At 50.4% G+C, this 15,111-nt stretch carries 15 protein-coding genes; 10 read left to right on the forward strand and 5 right to left on the reverse strand.

Features of this window, described 5'->3' with window-relative positions; genetic code table 11:
• Positions 1–492 precede the first annotated feature (492 nt).
• Entirely contained in the window at positions 493–825 is a 333-nt protein-coding gene (locus BZG80_RS07620) for an SMR family transporter (protein WP_077461911.1), read from the forward strand.
• 77 nt (positions 826–902) lie between these two features.
• Here BZG80_RS07620 and groL read toward each other — a convergent pair whose 3' ends face one another.
• Positions 903–2,549 carry a chaperonin GroEL gene (gene groL / locus BZG80_RS07625; protein WP_077679085.1) on the reverse strand — a complete coding sequence of 549 codons (1,647 nt, stop codon included), beginning with the start codon at positions 2,547–2,549 and terminating at the stop codon, positions 903–905.
• A gap of 43 nt (positions 2,550–2,592) precedes the next feature.
• A complete protein-coding gene (locus BZG80_RS07630) occupies positions 2,593–2,883 on the reverse strand; it encodes a co-chaperone GroES (protein ID WP_021024083.1) in 291 nt (96 codons plus the stop codon).
• Between the two features lie 219 nt (positions 2,884–3,102).
• Between BZG80_RS07630 and BZG80_RS07635 the strand changes: the two genes are divergently transcribed.
• Positions 3,103–4,452: an MATE family efflux transporter gene (locus tag BZG80_RS07635; protein WP_077679086.1), complete on the forward strand. Its 1,350-nt coding sequence runs from the start codon at positions 3,103–3,105 to the stop codon at positions 4,450–4,452.
• On the opposite strand, the gene BZG80_RS07640 is transcribed toward BZG80_RS07635, so the two are convergent.
• Positions 4,422–4,895, reverse strand: coding sequence for a MarR family winged helix-turn-helix transcriptional regulator (locus tag BZG80_RS07640; protein WP_077461909.1), 474 nt, complete (start codon positions 4,893–4,895; stop codon positions 4,422–4,424). The genes BZG80_RS07635 and BZG80_RS07640 overlap by 31 nt on opposite strands.
• A 247-nt stretch (positions 4,896–5,142) precedes the next feature.
• Here BZG80_RS07640 and BZG80_RS07645 point away from each other — a divergent pair, with 247 nt between their 5' ends.
• From BZG80_RS07645 to BZG80_RS07660, 4 genes are read left to right on the forward strand one after another with little or no spacing between them, the layout of a single operon-like run.
• Positions 5,143–6,282, forward strand: coding sequence for a homogentisate 1,2-dioxygenase (locus BZG80_RS07645; RefSeq protein WP_074214047.1), 1,140 nt, complete (start codon positions 5,143–5,145; stop codon positions 6,280–6,282).
• 14 nt (positions 6,283–6,296) lie between these two features.
• Positions 6,297–7,283 carry a fumarylacetoacetate hydrolase family protein gene (locus tag BZG80_RS07650; protein WP_077661099.1) on the forward strand — a complete coding sequence of 329 codons (987 nt, stop codon included), beginning with the start codon at positions 6,297–6,299 and terminating at the stop codon, positions 7,281–7,283.
• Between the two features lie 60 nt (positions 7,284–7,343).
• Positions 7,344–7,964, forward strand: coding sequence for a maleylacetoacetate isomerase (gene maiA / locus BZG80_RS07655; RefSeq protein ID WP_077646945.1), 621 nt, complete (start codon positions 7,344–7,346; stop codon positions 7,962–7,964).
• 9 nt (positions 7,965–7,973) lie between these two features.
• Complete coding sequence (locus BZG80_RS07660; RefSeq protein WP_077679087.1) at positions 7,974–9,932, forward strand: acetoacetate--CoA ligase; 1,959 nt, start codon at positions 7,974–7,976, stop codon at positions 9,930–9,932.
• 114 nt (positions 9,933–10,046) lie between these two features.
• Here BZG80_RS07660 and BZG80_RS07665 read toward each other — a convergent pair whose 3' ends face one another.
• Positions 10,047–10,568: an FxsA family protein gene (locus BZG80_RS07665; RefSeq protein ID WP_077679088.1), complete on the reverse strand. Its 522-nt coding sequence runs from the start codon at positions 10,566–10,568 to the stop codon at positions 10,047–10,049.
• 306 nt (positions 10,569–10,874) lie between these two features.
• Between BZG80_RS07665 and aspA the strand changes: the two genes are divergently transcribed.
• Positions 10,875–12,326: an aspartate ammonia-lyase gene (gene aspA / locus BZG80_RS07670; protein ID WP_394329758.1), complete on the forward strand. Its 1,452-nt coding sequence runs from the start codon at positions 10,875–10,877 to the stop codon at positions 12,324–12,326.
• A 75-nt stretch (positions 12,327–12,401) separates the two neighbouring features.
• Here aspA and BZG80_RS07675 read toward each other — a convergent pair whose 3' ends face one another.
• Positions 12,402–13,712: an anaerobic C4-dicarboxylate transporter family protein gene (locus BZG80_RS07675; protein ID WP_077577070.1), complete on the reverse strand. Its 1,311-nt coding sequence runs from the start codon at positions 13,710–13,712 to the stop codon at positions 12,402–12,404.
• 254 nt (positions 13,713–13,966) lie between these two features.
• Between BZG80_RS07675 and BZG80_RS07680 the strand changes: the two genes are divergently transcribed.
• The 3 genes from BZG80_RS07680 to BZG80_RS07690 all read left to right on the forward strand — a co-directional run bounded on the left by BZG80_RS07680 (position 13,967) and on the right by BZG80_RS07690 (position 15,086).
• The gene (locus tag BZG80_RS07680) at positions 13,967–14,236 is read left to right on the forward strand and encodes a type B 50S ribosomal protein L31 (RefSeq protein WP_021024093.1); all 270 of its coding nucleotides are present in this window, start codon (positions 13,967–13,969) and stop codon (positions 14,234–14,236) included.
• Positions 14,233–14,376, forward strand: a complete 144-nt coding sequence (ykgO, locus tag BZG80_RS07685; protein WP_077679089.1) for a type B 50S ribosomal protein L36 — start codon at positions 14,233–14,235, stop codon at positions 14,374–14,376. Before BZG80_RS07680 ends, ykgO begins: the two co-directional genes overlap by 4 nt.
• A gap of 194 nt (positions 14,377–14,570) precedes the next feature.
• Positions 14,571–15,086, forward strand: coding sequence for a thioredoxin fold domain-containing protein (locus BZG80_RS07690; RefSeq protein ID WP_077679090.1), 516 nt, complete (start codon positions 14,571–14,573; stop codon positions 15,084–15,086).
• The last annotated feature ends 25 nt before the right edge of the window (positions 15,087–15,111 follow it).

Here is a 15,111-nt window from a genome sequence, read left to right on the forward strand (position 1 = left end):
GGTGTTTGCTTTTCCAAAGAAAAGACAAACGGCTCGATAAATACTGTTTTGTTCGTCTCTTGCGAGACAAACGAATTGACTGTGCCGAACAACGTAAACGTTGTTTCGTATTGGTCACTCAGTTCATCGAATAAATCTTTTTGTCTATTCTCAACGAGTGCCCACACAGATTGCATAGGTCAAATTGTTAAAGAGCGTGTCGACTTAGTGGTCTGCATTTCGTGACTTACGTCTCGTTGCCCCGTCGACAGGAAGCGCAGTATAGAGATCTCAGTTTTTACCGCAACCCCTTTTTGCAAAAAAAAACTCACCCGCACAAAAAACATACTAAGTCGCTTTTTTTGTCTATTTTAACATTCAGGCAAGGCTTGTTTTTGTTTGGATTTATTAACATAGTCGAAATTTTCACCTTTCTCTAGAAAAAATGAGGCATACATCATGAAAAGGGGCTGGTAGCATAGTCGGCCTGTTTCTCACTTGGGAGTCATCGATATGAAGCACTGGCTTTTTCTGGGGTTTGCGATTGTGGCAGAAGTAATTGCAACGGCGTCACTCAAAAATAGCGACGGCTTTTCAAAGCTCGTCCCTTCGGTGTTAGTCGTAGTGGGGTACAGTTTTTCTTTCTATTTACTCGCGCTGACACTACGCGCTATACCGGTTGGTATCGCTTATGCAATTTGGGCAGGTGCTGGCGTAACATTGATTGCTTTAATTGGCTGGCTTGTCTTTGACCAAAAACTCGATACAGCGGCGATTATCGGCATGGTACTGATTGTCTCGGGTGTAGCAGTGATGAATATTTTTTCATCTGCGTCTCCGCACTGAGTCGCGTTATTGGCGTCAGCCCGAGAACGAAAAAACCCAGCCGAAGCTGGGTTTTTTCTTTAAGGAGGAGAGGCAGATTACATCATGCCGCCCATTCCTCCCATACCGCCCATTCCAGCAGCACCCATATCAGCGCCGCCATCTTTTTGTGGCAGATCAGTAATCATGGCTTCGGTGGTGATCATCAGGCCAGCCACGGATGCCGCAAACTGAAGCGCACTACGCGTCACTTTGGTTGGATCCAGGATACCCATTTCAATCATGTCACCGTATTCACCAGTTGATGCGTTGTAGCCAAAGTGGTTTTCACCCGCTTTCACGTTGTTCGCAACCACTGAATCTTCGTCACCTGCGTTAGTGGCGATTTGACGCAGTGGTGATTCCATCGCACGTAGCGCCACACGGATACCGACATTTTGCTCTTCGTTATCGCCTTTTAGCTCACCGACTTTGCTTGCAGCACGAATAAGCGCAACGCCACCACCGGCAACCACGCCTTCTTCAACCGCAGCACGGGTTGCGTGCAATGCGTCTTCAACGCGATCTTTCTTCTCTTTCATTTCAACTTCGGTCGCTGCACCGACTTTAATCACCGCAACACCGCCAGCCAGTTTGGCAACGCGCTCTTGCAGTTTTTCTTTGTCGTAGTCAGACGTCGCGTCTTCGATTTGTTGACGAATTTGAGCAACACGACCTTCGATCGCCGCTTCTTCACCAATACCATCAACAATTGTGGTGTTGTCTTTAGTAATGGTGACACGCTTGGCTTGGCCAAGGTCTTCTAGTGTCACTTTCTCAAGATCCATACCGATCTCTTCAGACACGACAGTACCTGAAGTCAGGGTCGCGATGTCTTGTAGCATCGCCTTACGACGATCACCAAAACCAGGTGCTTTCACTGCTGCCACTTTGACAATGCCGCGCATATTGTTTACCACCAAGGTGGCCAGCGCTTCACCTTCAAGATCTTCTGCAATGATCAGCAGCGGACGAGACGCTTTAGAAACCGCTTCAAGGGTTGGCAGTAGTTCGCGAATGTTAGAGACTTTTTTGTCGATCAGTAGGATAAATGGGTTATCCAGTTCAACATTACCGGCTTCTTGGTTGTTAATGAAGTACGGAGACAAGTAACCACGGTCGAACTGCATGCCTTCCACAACGCTCAGTTCGTCTTGCAGTGACTGCCCTTCTTCAACAGTGATCACACCGTCACGGCCCACTTTGTCCATTGCTTGTGCGATAAGCTTACCAACGGTGTGGTCAGAGTTTGCCGAGATAGTTCCCACTTGCTCAATAGCATTGTTGCTGGTGCAAGGTGCAGACAGATTTTTCAGCTCTTCCACCGCGGCAACGACAGCTTTGTCGATACCACGTTTCAGATCCATTGGGTTCATGCCCGCAGCAACTGCTTTTAGGCCTTCGCTAATAATAGACTGCGCCAATACGGTCGCTGTGGTCGTGCCGTCACCCGCCGCATCATTGGCTTGTGAAGCGACTTCTTTCACCATTTGCGCGCCCATGTTCTGGAATTTGTCTTCCAGCTCAATTTCACGCGCAACAGAAACACCATCTTTAGTGATGGTTGGTGCACCGAATGATTTGTCGAGCACTACGTTACGGCCTTTAGGGCCCAGGGTGACGCGAACGGCATCCGCCAGAACATTCACACCTTCGAGCATTTTCGCACGTGCGTCGTCACTAAATTTAACGTCTTTAGCAGCCATGTTTTTATTCCTTTCTTACGTTATTGATTGGAGGTGAAATGAATTACTCAACGATTGCCATAATGTCGCTTTCAGACAAGATCAAAACCTCTTGACCCTCGATCTTTTCGGTTTTGGTACCAAAGCCTTCAGAGAAGATAACAGTGTCACCCACTTGAACGTCCAACGGCTGCACACTGCCGTTTTCAAGAATACGGCCTTTACCTACCGCCAGTACTTTACCGCGGGTAGATTTTTCTGCAGCAGAACCAGTTAACACGATGCCGCCCGCTGATTTAGACTCAGCTTCTTGGCGCTCAACGATAACGCGATCATGTAGTGGACGAATGTTCATCGGTCGTCTCCTGAATTAGTAATGATGTTCCGTTTGATGAAGTAAGTATGCACACAGGCCGTACATGCGTCCGGTACCTGATGTCTCTCCCTATGTGGGGACGGACTTTTTCTTTCCCAAGGGCTTTACAGCAATTTTTTTGTTTTTTTTAGACACGTAACTTTCTCACCTTATGCGGATCCGCTAGGGTAAGCCGTCCCAACTCAGCGATCAGAGACTATGAACGATAAACACGGGTTGCTTTCTGCTCCAATTAATCAAACCTTGCGCAAAATGACGATTCCAATGGTGTTCGGCCTGTTTGCGATCATCATGTTCAACGTGGTCGATACCTTTTTTATCTCGCAACTAGGGACAGAGGCGTTGGCAGCGGTGAGTTTTACCTTTCCTATCACCTTTGCGGTGAACTCCATCACTCTCGGGTTAGGAGTCGGTATTGCAGCACTTGTCGGACGTTTACTCGGCCAAGGAGATCACCAAGATGCGGCGCGCGTATCAACCCACGGATTATTATTGGCCTTGTTGCTCGTGATGTTGGTTGGCTGGTTGGGTGCTGCCACCATTGTTCCCGTTTTTTCTGCATTAGGCGCCAGTAAAGATTTACTTCCACTGATCCATGAATATATGCAGATATGGTACCTCACGATTCCTTTATTGGTGGTACCGATGGCAGGTAATGCCGCCATTCGTGCCACAGGTGATACCAAAACCCCAGCCAAAATCATGATGGTCTCTGGGCTGATTAATGGCGTTCTCGACCCCTTGCTAATTTTTGGTTTAGGCCCTTTCCCTGAACTAGGCGTGCAAGGTGCCGCTATCGCCAGTGCCTTGAGCTGGGCCGGTGCCATGCTCGCTGCACTTATCGTACTCACTCGACGAGAGCAGTTACTGATTGCGCCGCAATGGCAACAGATTGGCAACGATGTGAGCCAAATTCTTAAAATTGGCATGCCTGCTGGAATGACCAATGCGCTCAACCCCGCCGCAGCTGCCATATTAATGATGATGCTCGCCTCACAAGGCACAGAAAGCGTTGCCGCCTATGGCGCCGCGCAACGGATTGAAGCGATTTTATTGATAGTGATGATGGCAATGACGTCTTCGCTTACGCCCTTAATGTCGCAAAACTTTGGCGCCCAATACCATCAGCGGGCCTTTCAGGCGCTGTTCAGTGCGATGCGCTTTGCTATCTTGTTCCAATTTGCCTTGTACTTATCGCTGTGGCCTTTTATCGATCTGATTGCGGATGTGTTCAGTGACGATGTGCGGGTTCAACAAGAAATTGCCCACTATTTGATGGTGGTCCCGGCCAGTTACGGCTTACAAGGCACCTTGATGTTATTGGTCGGTGGCCTGAATGCCATGAAGCGTTCGCTGCATTCGTTCGCCTGCAACCTAGTCCGTTTGTTTGTTTTCTTAGTGCCCTGTGCGTGGCTGGGCGGCATGGTCAACGGCACCCATGGCCTGTTTGCGGGAATCGCTGTTGCCAATCTACTGGCCGGTATTATGGCGTACCTGTATGCCGTGGTGTTGCGCCGTCAAACACTGGCTTCGTCACTGCCGGTCTGATCCAAGTGATACACTCGGTGCTGCAAGGCATCTAATGCCTGATATAAGGCTTGATACTGCGCCGCACTGAGTCCCTCAAGCATGGCTTTTTCCCACTCCAACACCTTGGGAATAATGGTCTGATAATGGGTGCGGCCTTTGTCGGTCAAATGGACTAACGCGGCGCGCTGATCACCTTGACACGCGCGTCGCTCTACCAACTGATGCTGCTCTAAACGGGTAAGCAAGCGCGACACTCTCACTTTATCCAACCGCGTTTCTGCGGCTAAATCTTTCGCCATCACGCCATCCCGTGCGCCCAAAGAGGCCAGCACGCGCCATTCTGGACGCGACAATCCAAACTCTGCTTCATAACGTGCCGCAAGACTATCGGCAACCAGCTCTGCGGTGTGAACTAATTTGTAGGGCAAAAAACTGTCAAGGGCTAGGTGCGGAACGGTCATATCAGTTAGTTTCAATTGAAATCATATACCTTACTTTACGAGAGGCGTCGATAAGATGCAAAGGTAGTGCTTTGTTTACACTTACGGTTTTTAGGCGGCAAAAATACTGAACAGACAAGGTAAAATATTTGTTAACAGTACGTTGCTTTTTATCTTGTCTGCTCGCTAGTATAAACGGATAGATTGTTTCTTTTGAAACTATTTGGCCGTACCGGTGACCACGGCCGCCCAGCACAAGGAGCGAGATATGCGAAAGTGGTTTTCATTCCCCATTCGTGAAGGGGACGCCTCACGTCAAGCCCACTGCGACTTTCCCGAAGGAACCTACGAGCGCGAATGTGGCAAGGAAGGCTTTTTTGGCCCGGCCAGCCATATGTATCACCGCCATCCCCCGACGGGCTGGAGTGAGTGGGAAGGCCCATTGCGACCGCATGCTTTTGACACCAACCGAGTTGAAACGCAAGGCACGTCGCCAATGGATGCCCCTGTGCTGTTATCCAATGCCAATGTTCAGGTTCGCTTATGGCGCACCGATACCGCCATGTCTTATCTGGTGCGCAACAGCGATGGCGACGATTGCTTATTCGTCCATCAGGGGGAAGGCTCGCTGTATTGCGATTACGGCCACTTGCGCTACAGCAAAGGCGATTACTTGATTATTCCTCGTGCCACCAGCTGGCGACTGGTGCCGGATGAGGCCACTACTTTGCTGATGATTGAAGCGACACATGGCTCCTACATGAGCGCCGAACGAGGCATTGTCGGCGAGCATGCGGTGTTTGACCCCGCGGTGCTAGAACATGCACGTATTGACGATAGCTTTAAAGCCCAGCAATCCGATAGCGAAAGCTGGCAGGTGATGATCAAATCGCGCCAACAGCTCAACCGTGTCACTTATCCTTATAACCCACTCGATGCCGTAGGCTGGAAGGGCAACCTCACCGTATTCCGGCTTAACTGGCGAGATATCCGCCCACTAATGAGCCATCGTTATCACTTGCCGCCATCCGCGCACACCACCTTTGTCGCGCAAGGTTTTGTGATTTGTACCTTTGTCCCCCGCCCGATCGAGTCGGATCCTGGCGCACTGAAGGTGCCTTTTTACCACAATAACGATGACTATGATGAAGTGCTTTTCTATCACCAAGGTGACTTTTTCAGCCGCGATAACATTGATGCCGGTATGGTGACCTTACACCCTTGTGGCTTCCCACATGGACCTCACCCAAAAGCCTTTGCCGCGGGCAAAAAGCATCAGAAAAAAGAGACCGATGAAGTGGCGGTGATGATCGATACCCGCATGCCACTTGATATGGGCGACGCGGCGAAAGCCACCGAACTGACCGATTATGTCTACTCTTGGCGCACGCCAAGTGACGCAGAATAGCGAAGGAGAAAGCAATGAAACTGGCTTCACTCAAACACGGACGTGATGGCAAATTGATTTTGGTCTCTCGCGACCTTACTCGCGCCGTCCACGCCGACGATATTGCGCCCACACTACAAGCGGCACTCGATAATTGGACGACCCTTGCGCCCAAACTGACTCAGCGCTATGACGCGCTTAACGACAACCAAGTCAGTGAGTCTTTTGCCTTTGACCCAAGTGTCTGCGATTCACCGCTGCCCCGCGCCTTTCAGTGGGCGGATGGTAGCGCCTACGTTAACCACGTTGAACTGGTGCGCAAAGCACGCGGCGCACAAATGCCTGAGAGTTTTTGGACCGATCCTTTGATGTATCAAGGCATGTCTGATGGCTTTCTTGGTCCGCGTGATGAGATTGAATTAGTGGATGATGCGTGGGGCTGTGACTTTGAAGCCGAGCTAGCCGTCGTCACCGATGATGTGCCCATGCACCTAAGCGCTGACAAAGCGGGCCAACACATTAAATTACTGATGCTGGTCAACGATGTTTCTCTGCGCAACCTGATCCCCGGCGAGCTTGCCAAAGGGTTCGGTTTTTTCCAATCCAAGCCCGCCTCTGCTTTTTCGCCGGTGGCGGTTACCCCCGATGAGCTTGGCGATCACTGGCGCGACCATAAAGTCCACTTGCCGATGCATGTCACTCTGAACGGCGACTGGTTTGGCTCGCCCGAAGCCGGTGTCGATATGACCTTTGATTTTGCCGAACTGGTCGCCCATGTAGCGAAAAGCCGTCATGTCAGTGCCGGGACCATTATTGGCTCCGGCACGGTGTCCAATACCGATCGCAGTAAAGGCTCTTGCTGCTTAGCCGAAAAGCGCATGCTGGAAATTATCGACCAAGGCGAGGCAAAAACCCCGTTTATGACCTTTGGCGATAGCGTCACTATCGATATGCGCGACAGCCAAGATGCGTCTATTTTCGGCGCCATTGAGCAAACTGTGACCCGTTACATCGCAGAGTAACCTTGATGCGCGCCCGGTGCCTCTGGGCGCGCTTGACGTTGACGCCGTCTAGGAGCTTGTATGCTGCTTTATGATTACAGTAAGTCGACCGCGGCCTACCGCGTCCGCATCGCCCTTGGCCTTAAAGGCCTCAGCTACCAACGAGAAACCGTGTCCCTTCTGGATAAACATCAGCACAGTGACGCCTATCGTTCGCTCAACCCCGCCGGTTTAGTGCCTACCTTGGTCGATAGCGATGTCACCTTGAGCCAATCGCTCGCCATTATCGAATACCTCGATGAGCGCTATCCACAGGTCAAACTGCTCCCCGGTGATCCAGTGCAAAAAGCCCAGTGCCGCTCTCTGGCACTCGATATTGCCTGTGATGTGCATCCACTCAATAACTTGCGAGTTCTGCAATACTTAACCGGCCCCTTTGGCCACAGTGATGATGACAAAATCACTTGGTATCACCATTGGCTAAAACAAGGGTTCGATGGCTTGGAAGCCAAACTACAAGGATTAGACAGCTCCTTTATCGGCGGAGAAGCGCCCAATTTGGCCGATATTTGTTTGGTCGCGCAGCTGTTTAATGCACGCCGATTTGCGTTTGATTTAACGGCATACCCAACCCTGACACGCATTGAATCACAATGCCAAACGTTGGATGCATTTATACAGGCACACCCTGATAAGGGCTAAGGAGAGGACATGAAAGACGGATTGTTGTGGGCGCCGGATAAGGAACGTCAAACCCACACGTTACTCGCTGCGTTTATCCGTGCCGTGAATCAGACTCACGACACCCAGCTAAGCGGTTATGACGATCTTTACGCATGGTCAGTACGTCAAAGCGGCGATTTTTGGCAACAGTTATGGCAATTTGCCGGCGTGATCGGCGATCCGGGCGAGAGAGTGTGCGATATCGATCCCGAGCACCCCAATCGAGATAGCCACTGGTTTCCCACCGCACGTCTGAACTATGCCGAAAACCTGCTCAAGCACGCAGAGCAATATGCCGACCAACCGGCGATGATTTTTAGCGGTGAGCATGAGGTAGCACGAACCCTCACTTGGCGTGAGCTCGTCGATCAGGTCGCGGCCATCCGTCACTACCTAGATATGCAAGGCGTTCAGCCGGGCGATGTGGTTGCTGGCTATTTACCTAATCTGCCTGAAACCGTGATTGCAATGCTTGCCACCGCGGCTCTGGGCGCGATTTGGACCTCAACCTCACCGGACTTTGGCGTCGACAGTGTGTTAGACCGTTTTGGCCAAACCGAGCCCAAAGTGCTGTTTACCACCGATCATTACCACTATAACGGCAAAACCTATGACTGCCTGAATAAAGCACAGCAGGCGGTGGGTAACGTACCGGCCATTGAACGCCTAGTGGTGATCCCTTTTGATGGCGAGCGACCTTCTTTACCTGCTGGCGTGGATAACTGGCAGGACTTATTAGTCAAGGACGTGCCGCCGCTTCGCTTTACCCGCGTGGCGTTCAATGCCCCACTCTTTGTGCTTTACTCTTCCGGCACCACGGGTAAGCCCAAGTGCATTATTCATTCGGTAGGGGGGATATTGCTCAATCATTTGAAAGAGCATCAGCTCCATTCGGATGTGCGCCCCGGCGATCGCTTTTTCTATTTCACCACCTGCGGCTGGATGATGTGGAATTGGCAAGTCAGCGCTTTAGCAAGCGGCGCGACCTTGGTGCTCTATGATGGCTCGCCGTTTTATCCCGATGCGGGGGTACTTTGGCGACTGGCCGAGCGGCACCGGCTCACCCTTTTTGGCACCGCAGCCAAATACTTAGAGGCATTGAAAAAACAAGGTGTGGCGCCGAAAGATGATTACTCGCTGACGTCACTACGCGTCCTATGTTCGACCGGCTCGGTACTTGCGCCCGAACAGTTTGATTATGTCTATCAAAAAATAAAGCCTGATCTGCAATTAAGCTCGATTGCGGGTGGCACCGACATTTGTGGCTGTTTTGTTCTTGGCAGCCCACTATCACCGGTTTATCGCGGTGAAAGCCAAAAGCGCGGCTTGGCGCTCGATGTACAAGTGTTTAACGCCCAAGGCCAAGCGGTTGAAGAGCAGAAAGGGGAACTGGTGTGTTGTAATAGCTTCCCCAACCAGCCGGTTGGCTTTTGGCACGATACCGATGGCAGTCGCTATCACAATGCCTACTGGAGCAAGATTGATGACATCTGGTTCCATGGTGACTATGTGCGCCTGACCGCACAAGGTGGCATGGTGTTTTATGGTCGGTCTGATGCGGTATTAAACCCAGGCGGGGTGCGAATTGGTACGGCGGAAATCTATCGCCATGTTAACCAGCTTAGCGAGATCATCGATTCAGTAGTCATCGGCCAGCAATGGCAAAATGATGTCCGCGTGGTGCTGTTCGTCAAACTCGCCGCCGACGTGACACTGGATGAGCCACTCAAGCAAACCATCAAAAAAACCATCCGCACCCAGTGCACACCACGTCATGTTCCCGCGGTGATTGCCGAGGTGAGCGATATTCCGCGCACCAAGTCAGGGAAACTGGCCGAGCTGGCGGTGCGCGATGTGGTCCATGGCCAAGACGTGGCACAGTTAAGCGCACTGGATAACCCAGCATCACTCGACCAATATCGCCAACGCCCTGAGCTTGCTGAATAAACGACACTCGCTGAATAAACGACAATAGTGCAATAGGCCCATAAGGTCCGCAAAAAACTAAAAATGGCCGCAGTGTGCGGCCATTTTTGTCGATGTTTTTTTACAACGTAAACGTTATCTTAGGCGATGATTGTCATCGTCGTCATCGTCTTTACGCTCGTACTCACCTTCAAAGGTGTTGCCATCGTCATCGCGCCCGCCACGACGGAAAGGATCGTCACCAAAGGGGCCTTGCGCATTGCCCCCTTGATGGAAGCCACCTTGGCTAAAGCCCGCTTGAGAGACAGTGACGCGCTTCATCACTTGTTTGGCGAGCGCCGCACGCGGTGCTGGTAGCAGCACCAACATCCCCATCGCATCGGTCATAAAGCCTGGCGTCAACAGCAAGACACCTGCTACCGCAAGCATCACGCCTTCAAGGATTTGCTGCGCCGGTAACTCACCGCGATTGAGCCTATCCTGCACCGAGGCTAGCGTCATCAACCCCTGATTACGGACCAAAGACGCACCGACAAATGCCGTGATCAGAACCAACGCCAAGGTCGGCCACAAGCCCAGCCAGCCGCCGACCTGAATAAATAGGCCAATTTCGATCACTGGGACCAGAATAAATAGCAGTAGTAAGACTGGAAACACGGTTCACCTCGCGCTAAAAATTGACGTTTCATCCTAACATCAAAATAAGGCAAAAGCCGAACCGGGATCCTGTATTTACTGCTTGAATCCCAGCGCAAGAAAGCGCATTTTGTTTAGTCATCATGTTACAGCTGTGACGGAAGTCAGCCATTTCAACCGCATCATGTGCTGTAATATGGGTTGAAACGATGTAATAGACGATACATCCAGCCAAAATCTCTGAGGAATGGATTCTACAGCAATATTTGTGGCGACGTTTTAATCATTATAATAACTTGATGTTAAGGCCAACGCATGTCTCAGACGATTATTACCCCTAATGATACCCCTACGCAAACCACTGCCACCCGCTTGGAAGAGGACTTACTCGGCCAACGAGCGGTGCCTGCAGATGCGTATTATGGCATTCATACCTTGCGCGCGATTGAGAACTTCACTATTTCAAGCACCCGTATTTCTGATATCCCAGATTTCGTACGCGGCATGGTTTATACCAAAAAGGCCGCCGCAATGGCCAACCAAGAACTTGGCGTGATCCCTGCTGACGTCGGTGATTACATCATCAAAGCCTGTGACCAGATGTTGGAAACCGGCAAATGCATGGATCAGTTCCCCTCGGATGTCTTTCAAGGCGGCGCAGGCACCTCGGTAAACATGAACGCCAACGAGGTAATTGCCAACCTTGCGCTTGAACTGATGGGGCACGAGAAAGGCGATTATGATGTGATTAACCCTAACGATCACGTCAACAAGAGCCAATCCACTAACTGTGCGTATCCAACCGGATTTCGAATTGCGGTATATAACAGCATTCTCAAACTGATGGATGCGATTGATTACTTACAAAAAGAATTCGATGTCAAAGCAGACACGTACGCTCATGTCATAAAAATGGGCCGTACCCAGCTGCAAGATGCGGTGCCAATGACAGTGGGACAAGAGTTCAAAGCCTTCTCTGTACTGCTGCGTGAAGAGATTAAAAACATCAAATATACGGCGGCCCTGCTTTTAGAAGTGAACTTAGGCGCCACCGCGATCGGGACGAAGTTGAATGCTGCAGAAGGTTACCAGCAACTGGCGGTGAAACGCCTTGCAGAGATTACTGGTTTACCTTGTATACCGGCAGAAGATTTGATTGAAGCCACCTCAGACTGTGGGTCCTATGTCATGGTGCATGGCGCGCTAAAACGCCTGGCGGTGAAACTATCGAAGATCTGTAATGATTTACGCCTACTTTCTTCTGGCCCTCGTGCAGGACTGAATGAAATTAACTTGCCTGAAATGCAAGCCGGTTCATCCATCATGCCTGCCAAGGTCAACCCGGTGATCCCTGAAGTAGTCAATCAGGTTTGTTATCGAGTCATGGGGAACGACACTACCATCACCTTTGCTGCCGAAGCCGGCCAACTTCAGCTTAACGTGATGGAGCCCGTAATTGGGCAGGCACTGTTTGAGTCTATTTCCATCCTGGCGAATGGCTGCCGGAACTTGGGTGAGAAGTGTGTAAGCGGGATTACGGTTAACCAAGAAGTGTGCGAGCACTACGTGCATAACTCGATTGGGATTATCACCTATCTCAACCCCTTTATCGGTCATCACGAAGGCGATATTGTCGGCAAGATTTGTGCGGAAACCGGTAAAAGTGTTAAAGAGGTGATACTCGAGCGTGGTTTGATGACAGAGTCTGAGCTTGATGAGATTTTCTCCGTTGAGAACCTCATGCACCCCAAATACCGCGGTAAACGCTTTAACGCTTAGTCGGTCAAAATCACAACAACCATAAAACAACAAAGGGCGCTTATAGCGCCCTTTTTCATGCCGGTGAAACAGCCGCTACAACACCTGGGTAATCAACAAACCACATGCAATACTAAAGACCATGCTCAGTAAGCCTGGCAACATAAAGCTATGGTTGAACACATACTTACCAATCCGCGTGGTACCGGTGCGGTCAAAATCAATTGAAGCGATAATCGGACCATAATTCGGGACGAAGAAATAACCATTTACCGCAACAAAGGTGGCAATGATCATCGAAGGAGGTAAGCCAAGCGAAATCGCTACTGGAACAAGCACCGCCGTCGTTGCACCTTGACTATTCACCATCACTGATAGGGCAAATAAGGCAAAAGCAAATGTCCAGGGCGCCACTTCAACCAAGCCAGATACCGCGTCTTTGACCATATCTAGATGGCCGGCAACCAAGGTATCCCCTAACCAAGCAATACCAAAGATAGCAACGATGGCACGCATCCCAGCATGGAATACTGAGCCTTGGCTAATCGCATTACCGTCTGGTTTACAAGTCAGAATAATTAACGCAGCAACCGACAACATGACGATTTCAATGGTGTGGGCCATGCCCATTGGCTCACCATCAAATGCCGGACGCAAAGCAGGGAAAGCCCCCATGATGACCACGGCTAACGCACCGAATAAGAACAATGCAACCGATTTTTTCGCCTCAGGGGTGACTTCGATATCTTCAACCGCGAGGTCAGCTTCCATTTCCCGGCGAAACGCGGGATCTTGCAGACGACGTTGATATTCAGGATCGTCTTTAAGCTCTTTGCCCAGTTTATTCACGATCACACACGCCAGCGCCAAACCGATAAAGGTGCTAGGAATGGTCACTGATAGAACATCTGTCAGTGTGATGCCTTGCGGTTCTAAAAAGGCGACACATGCAACCACAGCAGCGGCAATCGGGCTGGCCACAATCGCAAACTGTGAGGCAATCACCGCCATACCGAGTGGGCGGGCAGGACGAATCCCGCTTTTGCGGCTCACTTCGGCAATAACTGGCAACACCGAGTACGCCACGTGTCCCGTCCCTGCCATCATGGTAAAGACATACGTCACTAAAGGTGCAACAAAAGTAATATGACGTGGATTTTTGCGCAGAATGCCACTGGCAATTTTAATTAAAAAATCGAGGCCCCCTGCCGCTTGCATGGTCGCGGCAGCGGCAACTACCGCCATGATCATTAATAAAACATCAATCGGAGGATGCGTCGGTTGCAACCCGAACACAAAGCTCAACACTAAGAGTCCAAGCCCGCCCATCACACCTAAACCGATGCCGCCGATACGGGCACCCACTAAGATGCAGCTGAGTACCACTAATAACTCAACCAAAAACATAATTTTCTCCTACTTTGGATAGACTTTCCCACTACGTCGCGTTCACACACGAGAGCAAACGCGCCCAGCACCATGGCCAAAGTCTAACCAGGCCCCGTAACGCGTATGTTGATTCAAGTAAGAAAAAGTAACACTTTTCGCGAACTGACAACAAAAAGTTCGGAAATTGAGATCTTTAACCTAGACACTAGGCAAGCTTTTCTTTTCTGCTTTTAATTGTTATGTTATATCATAACAATTAATGAGGAGTCATTATGCAAGCTAATATCCATCCCGAGTACCGCCCTGTCGTTTTTCATGACACCAGCGTTGACGCCTATTTTATAATCGGATCAACCTTGCAAACATCACGCACCATTGAGTGGCAAGATGGCAAAACCTATCCTTACTACCCGTTGGATATCTCGAGCGCTTCACATCCGGTGTACACAGGTAAACAACGCGCTGCCAATAAAGAGGGGCGCGCCGCCAACTTTGCGCGCAAGTTTGGCCAAATTGGTCGCAGTCAAAAGGCGTCGTCATGAAGGTATTGAACTCACTGAAAAGCGCCCGCCAGCGTCACCCTGATTGCCAGGTTGTCCGTCGTCGCGGACGCATGTTTGTCATTTGCAAAACGAATCCGCGTTTTAAAGCCGTACAAGGGCGCGCGAAAAAACGCACTTAAACGCTCCCATTGTCGAGACACATCGCATCGCTAAGGCATCGTCGCTAGGTACGTGAAAATATTTAGCGACTCTCCTTGCGACGCATAACAGCAAGATGCATACCGCGCTTAAACGTTTGATCTATTCGACCACACTTACCACACTGTTCTGCTAATTGTGTATACTCAGGCTAGTCATAGAAAAAGGGCACACGATGAAATCACGCCGTCGTTGGTTGTTCACTGCAGCTTGCCTACTCAGCGCGATTGCAATGAGTGTTGCATATGTACGTTATGCGCATTATCGGGCTGCGCCAGTACAATCAGAAGACACAGTCCAGGCCCCTGCGTTTATTACGGTGAACAGCCAAGCCGCGCTTGAGGCTGAACTTGCCAAAGCCGCTACCAATCAACAAGTCGCCTTTGTCGACTATTACGCCGACTGGTGCATTCCATGCAAACAGTTTGCGCAAAAGACATTCACTGATCCGGCAGTGGCTAAGCCACTTAGTACTATGCACCGAATTAAAGTGAACCTGAGTGAAAACCGTCCGGAAGATTTTGCCTTGATGCGTAGCCAAGCGGTGGCAGGCTTACCGACTCTCGATTTTTGGCTTCCCACGGGGGAACGAAATCAAGCGGCGCGTATAATCGGCTTTTTACCTCCTGAGGCATTTCTCGCTCACCTCAATGAACATGTACTTATGCCGTCAGTAAAAAGCAAGGAATGATCAATCTCTTAGTTCTCTTGTTACA

It is taken from the genome of Salinivibrio sp. MA440, from assembly GCF_001996265.1.
Classification (GTDB): domain Bacteria; phylum Pseudomonadota; class Gammaproteobacteria; order Enterobacterales; family Vibrionaceae; genus Salinivibrio; species Salinivibrio costicola.

Coding starts and splice junctions, on each gene's coding strand:
- groL (WP_077679085.1), bottom strand. CDS start 2,549: ATGGCTGCTAAAGACGTTAAATTTAGTGACGACGCACGTGCGAAAATG.
- BZG80_RS07680 (WP_021024093.1), top strand. CDS start 13,967: ATGCAAGCTAATATCCATCCCGAGTACCGCCCTGTCGTTTTTCATGAC.
- BZG80_RS07640 (WP_077461909.1), bottom strand. CDS start 4,895: ATGACCGTTCCGCACCTAGCCCTTGACAGTTTTTTGCCCTACAAATTA.
- BZG80_RS07630 (WP_021024083.1), bottom strand. CDS start 2,883: ATGAACATTCGTCCACTACATGATCGCGTTATCGTTGAGCGCCAAGAA.
- BZG80_RS07620 (WP_077461911.1), top strand. CDS start 493: ATGAAGCACTGGCTTTTTCTGGGGTTTGCGATTGTGGCAGAAGTAATT.
- BZG80_RS07645 (WP_074214047.1), top strand. CDS start 5,143: ATGCGAAAGTGGTTTTCATTCCCCATTCGTGAAGGGGACGCCTCACGT.
- BZG80_RS07650 (WP_077661099.1), top strand. CDS start 6,297: ATGAAACTGGCTTCACTCAAACACGGACGTGATGGCAAATTGATTTTG.
- ykgO (WP_077679089.1), top strand. CDS start 14,233: ATGAAGGTATTGAACTCACTGAAAAGCGCCCGCCAGCGTCACCCTGAT.
- BZG80_RS07635 (WP_077679086.1), top strand. CDS start 3,103: ATGAACGATAAACACGGGTTGCTTTCTGCTCCAATTAATCAAACCTTG.
- maiA (WP_077646945.1), top strand. CDS start 7,344: ATGCTGCTTTATGATTACAGTAAGTCGACCGCGGCCTACCGCGTCCGC.
- BZG80_RS07675 (WP_077577070.1), bottom strand. CDS start 13,712: ATGTTTTTGGTTGAGTTATTAGTGGTACTCAGCTGCATCTTAGTGGGT.
- BZG80_RS07660 (WP_077679087.1), top strand. CDS start 7,974: ATGAAAGACGGATTGTTGTGGGCGCCGGATAAGGAACGTCAAACCCAC.
- BZG80_RS07690 (WP_077679090.1), top strand. CDS start 14,571: ATGAAATCACGCCGTCGTTGGTTGTTCACTGCAGCTTGCCTACTCAGC.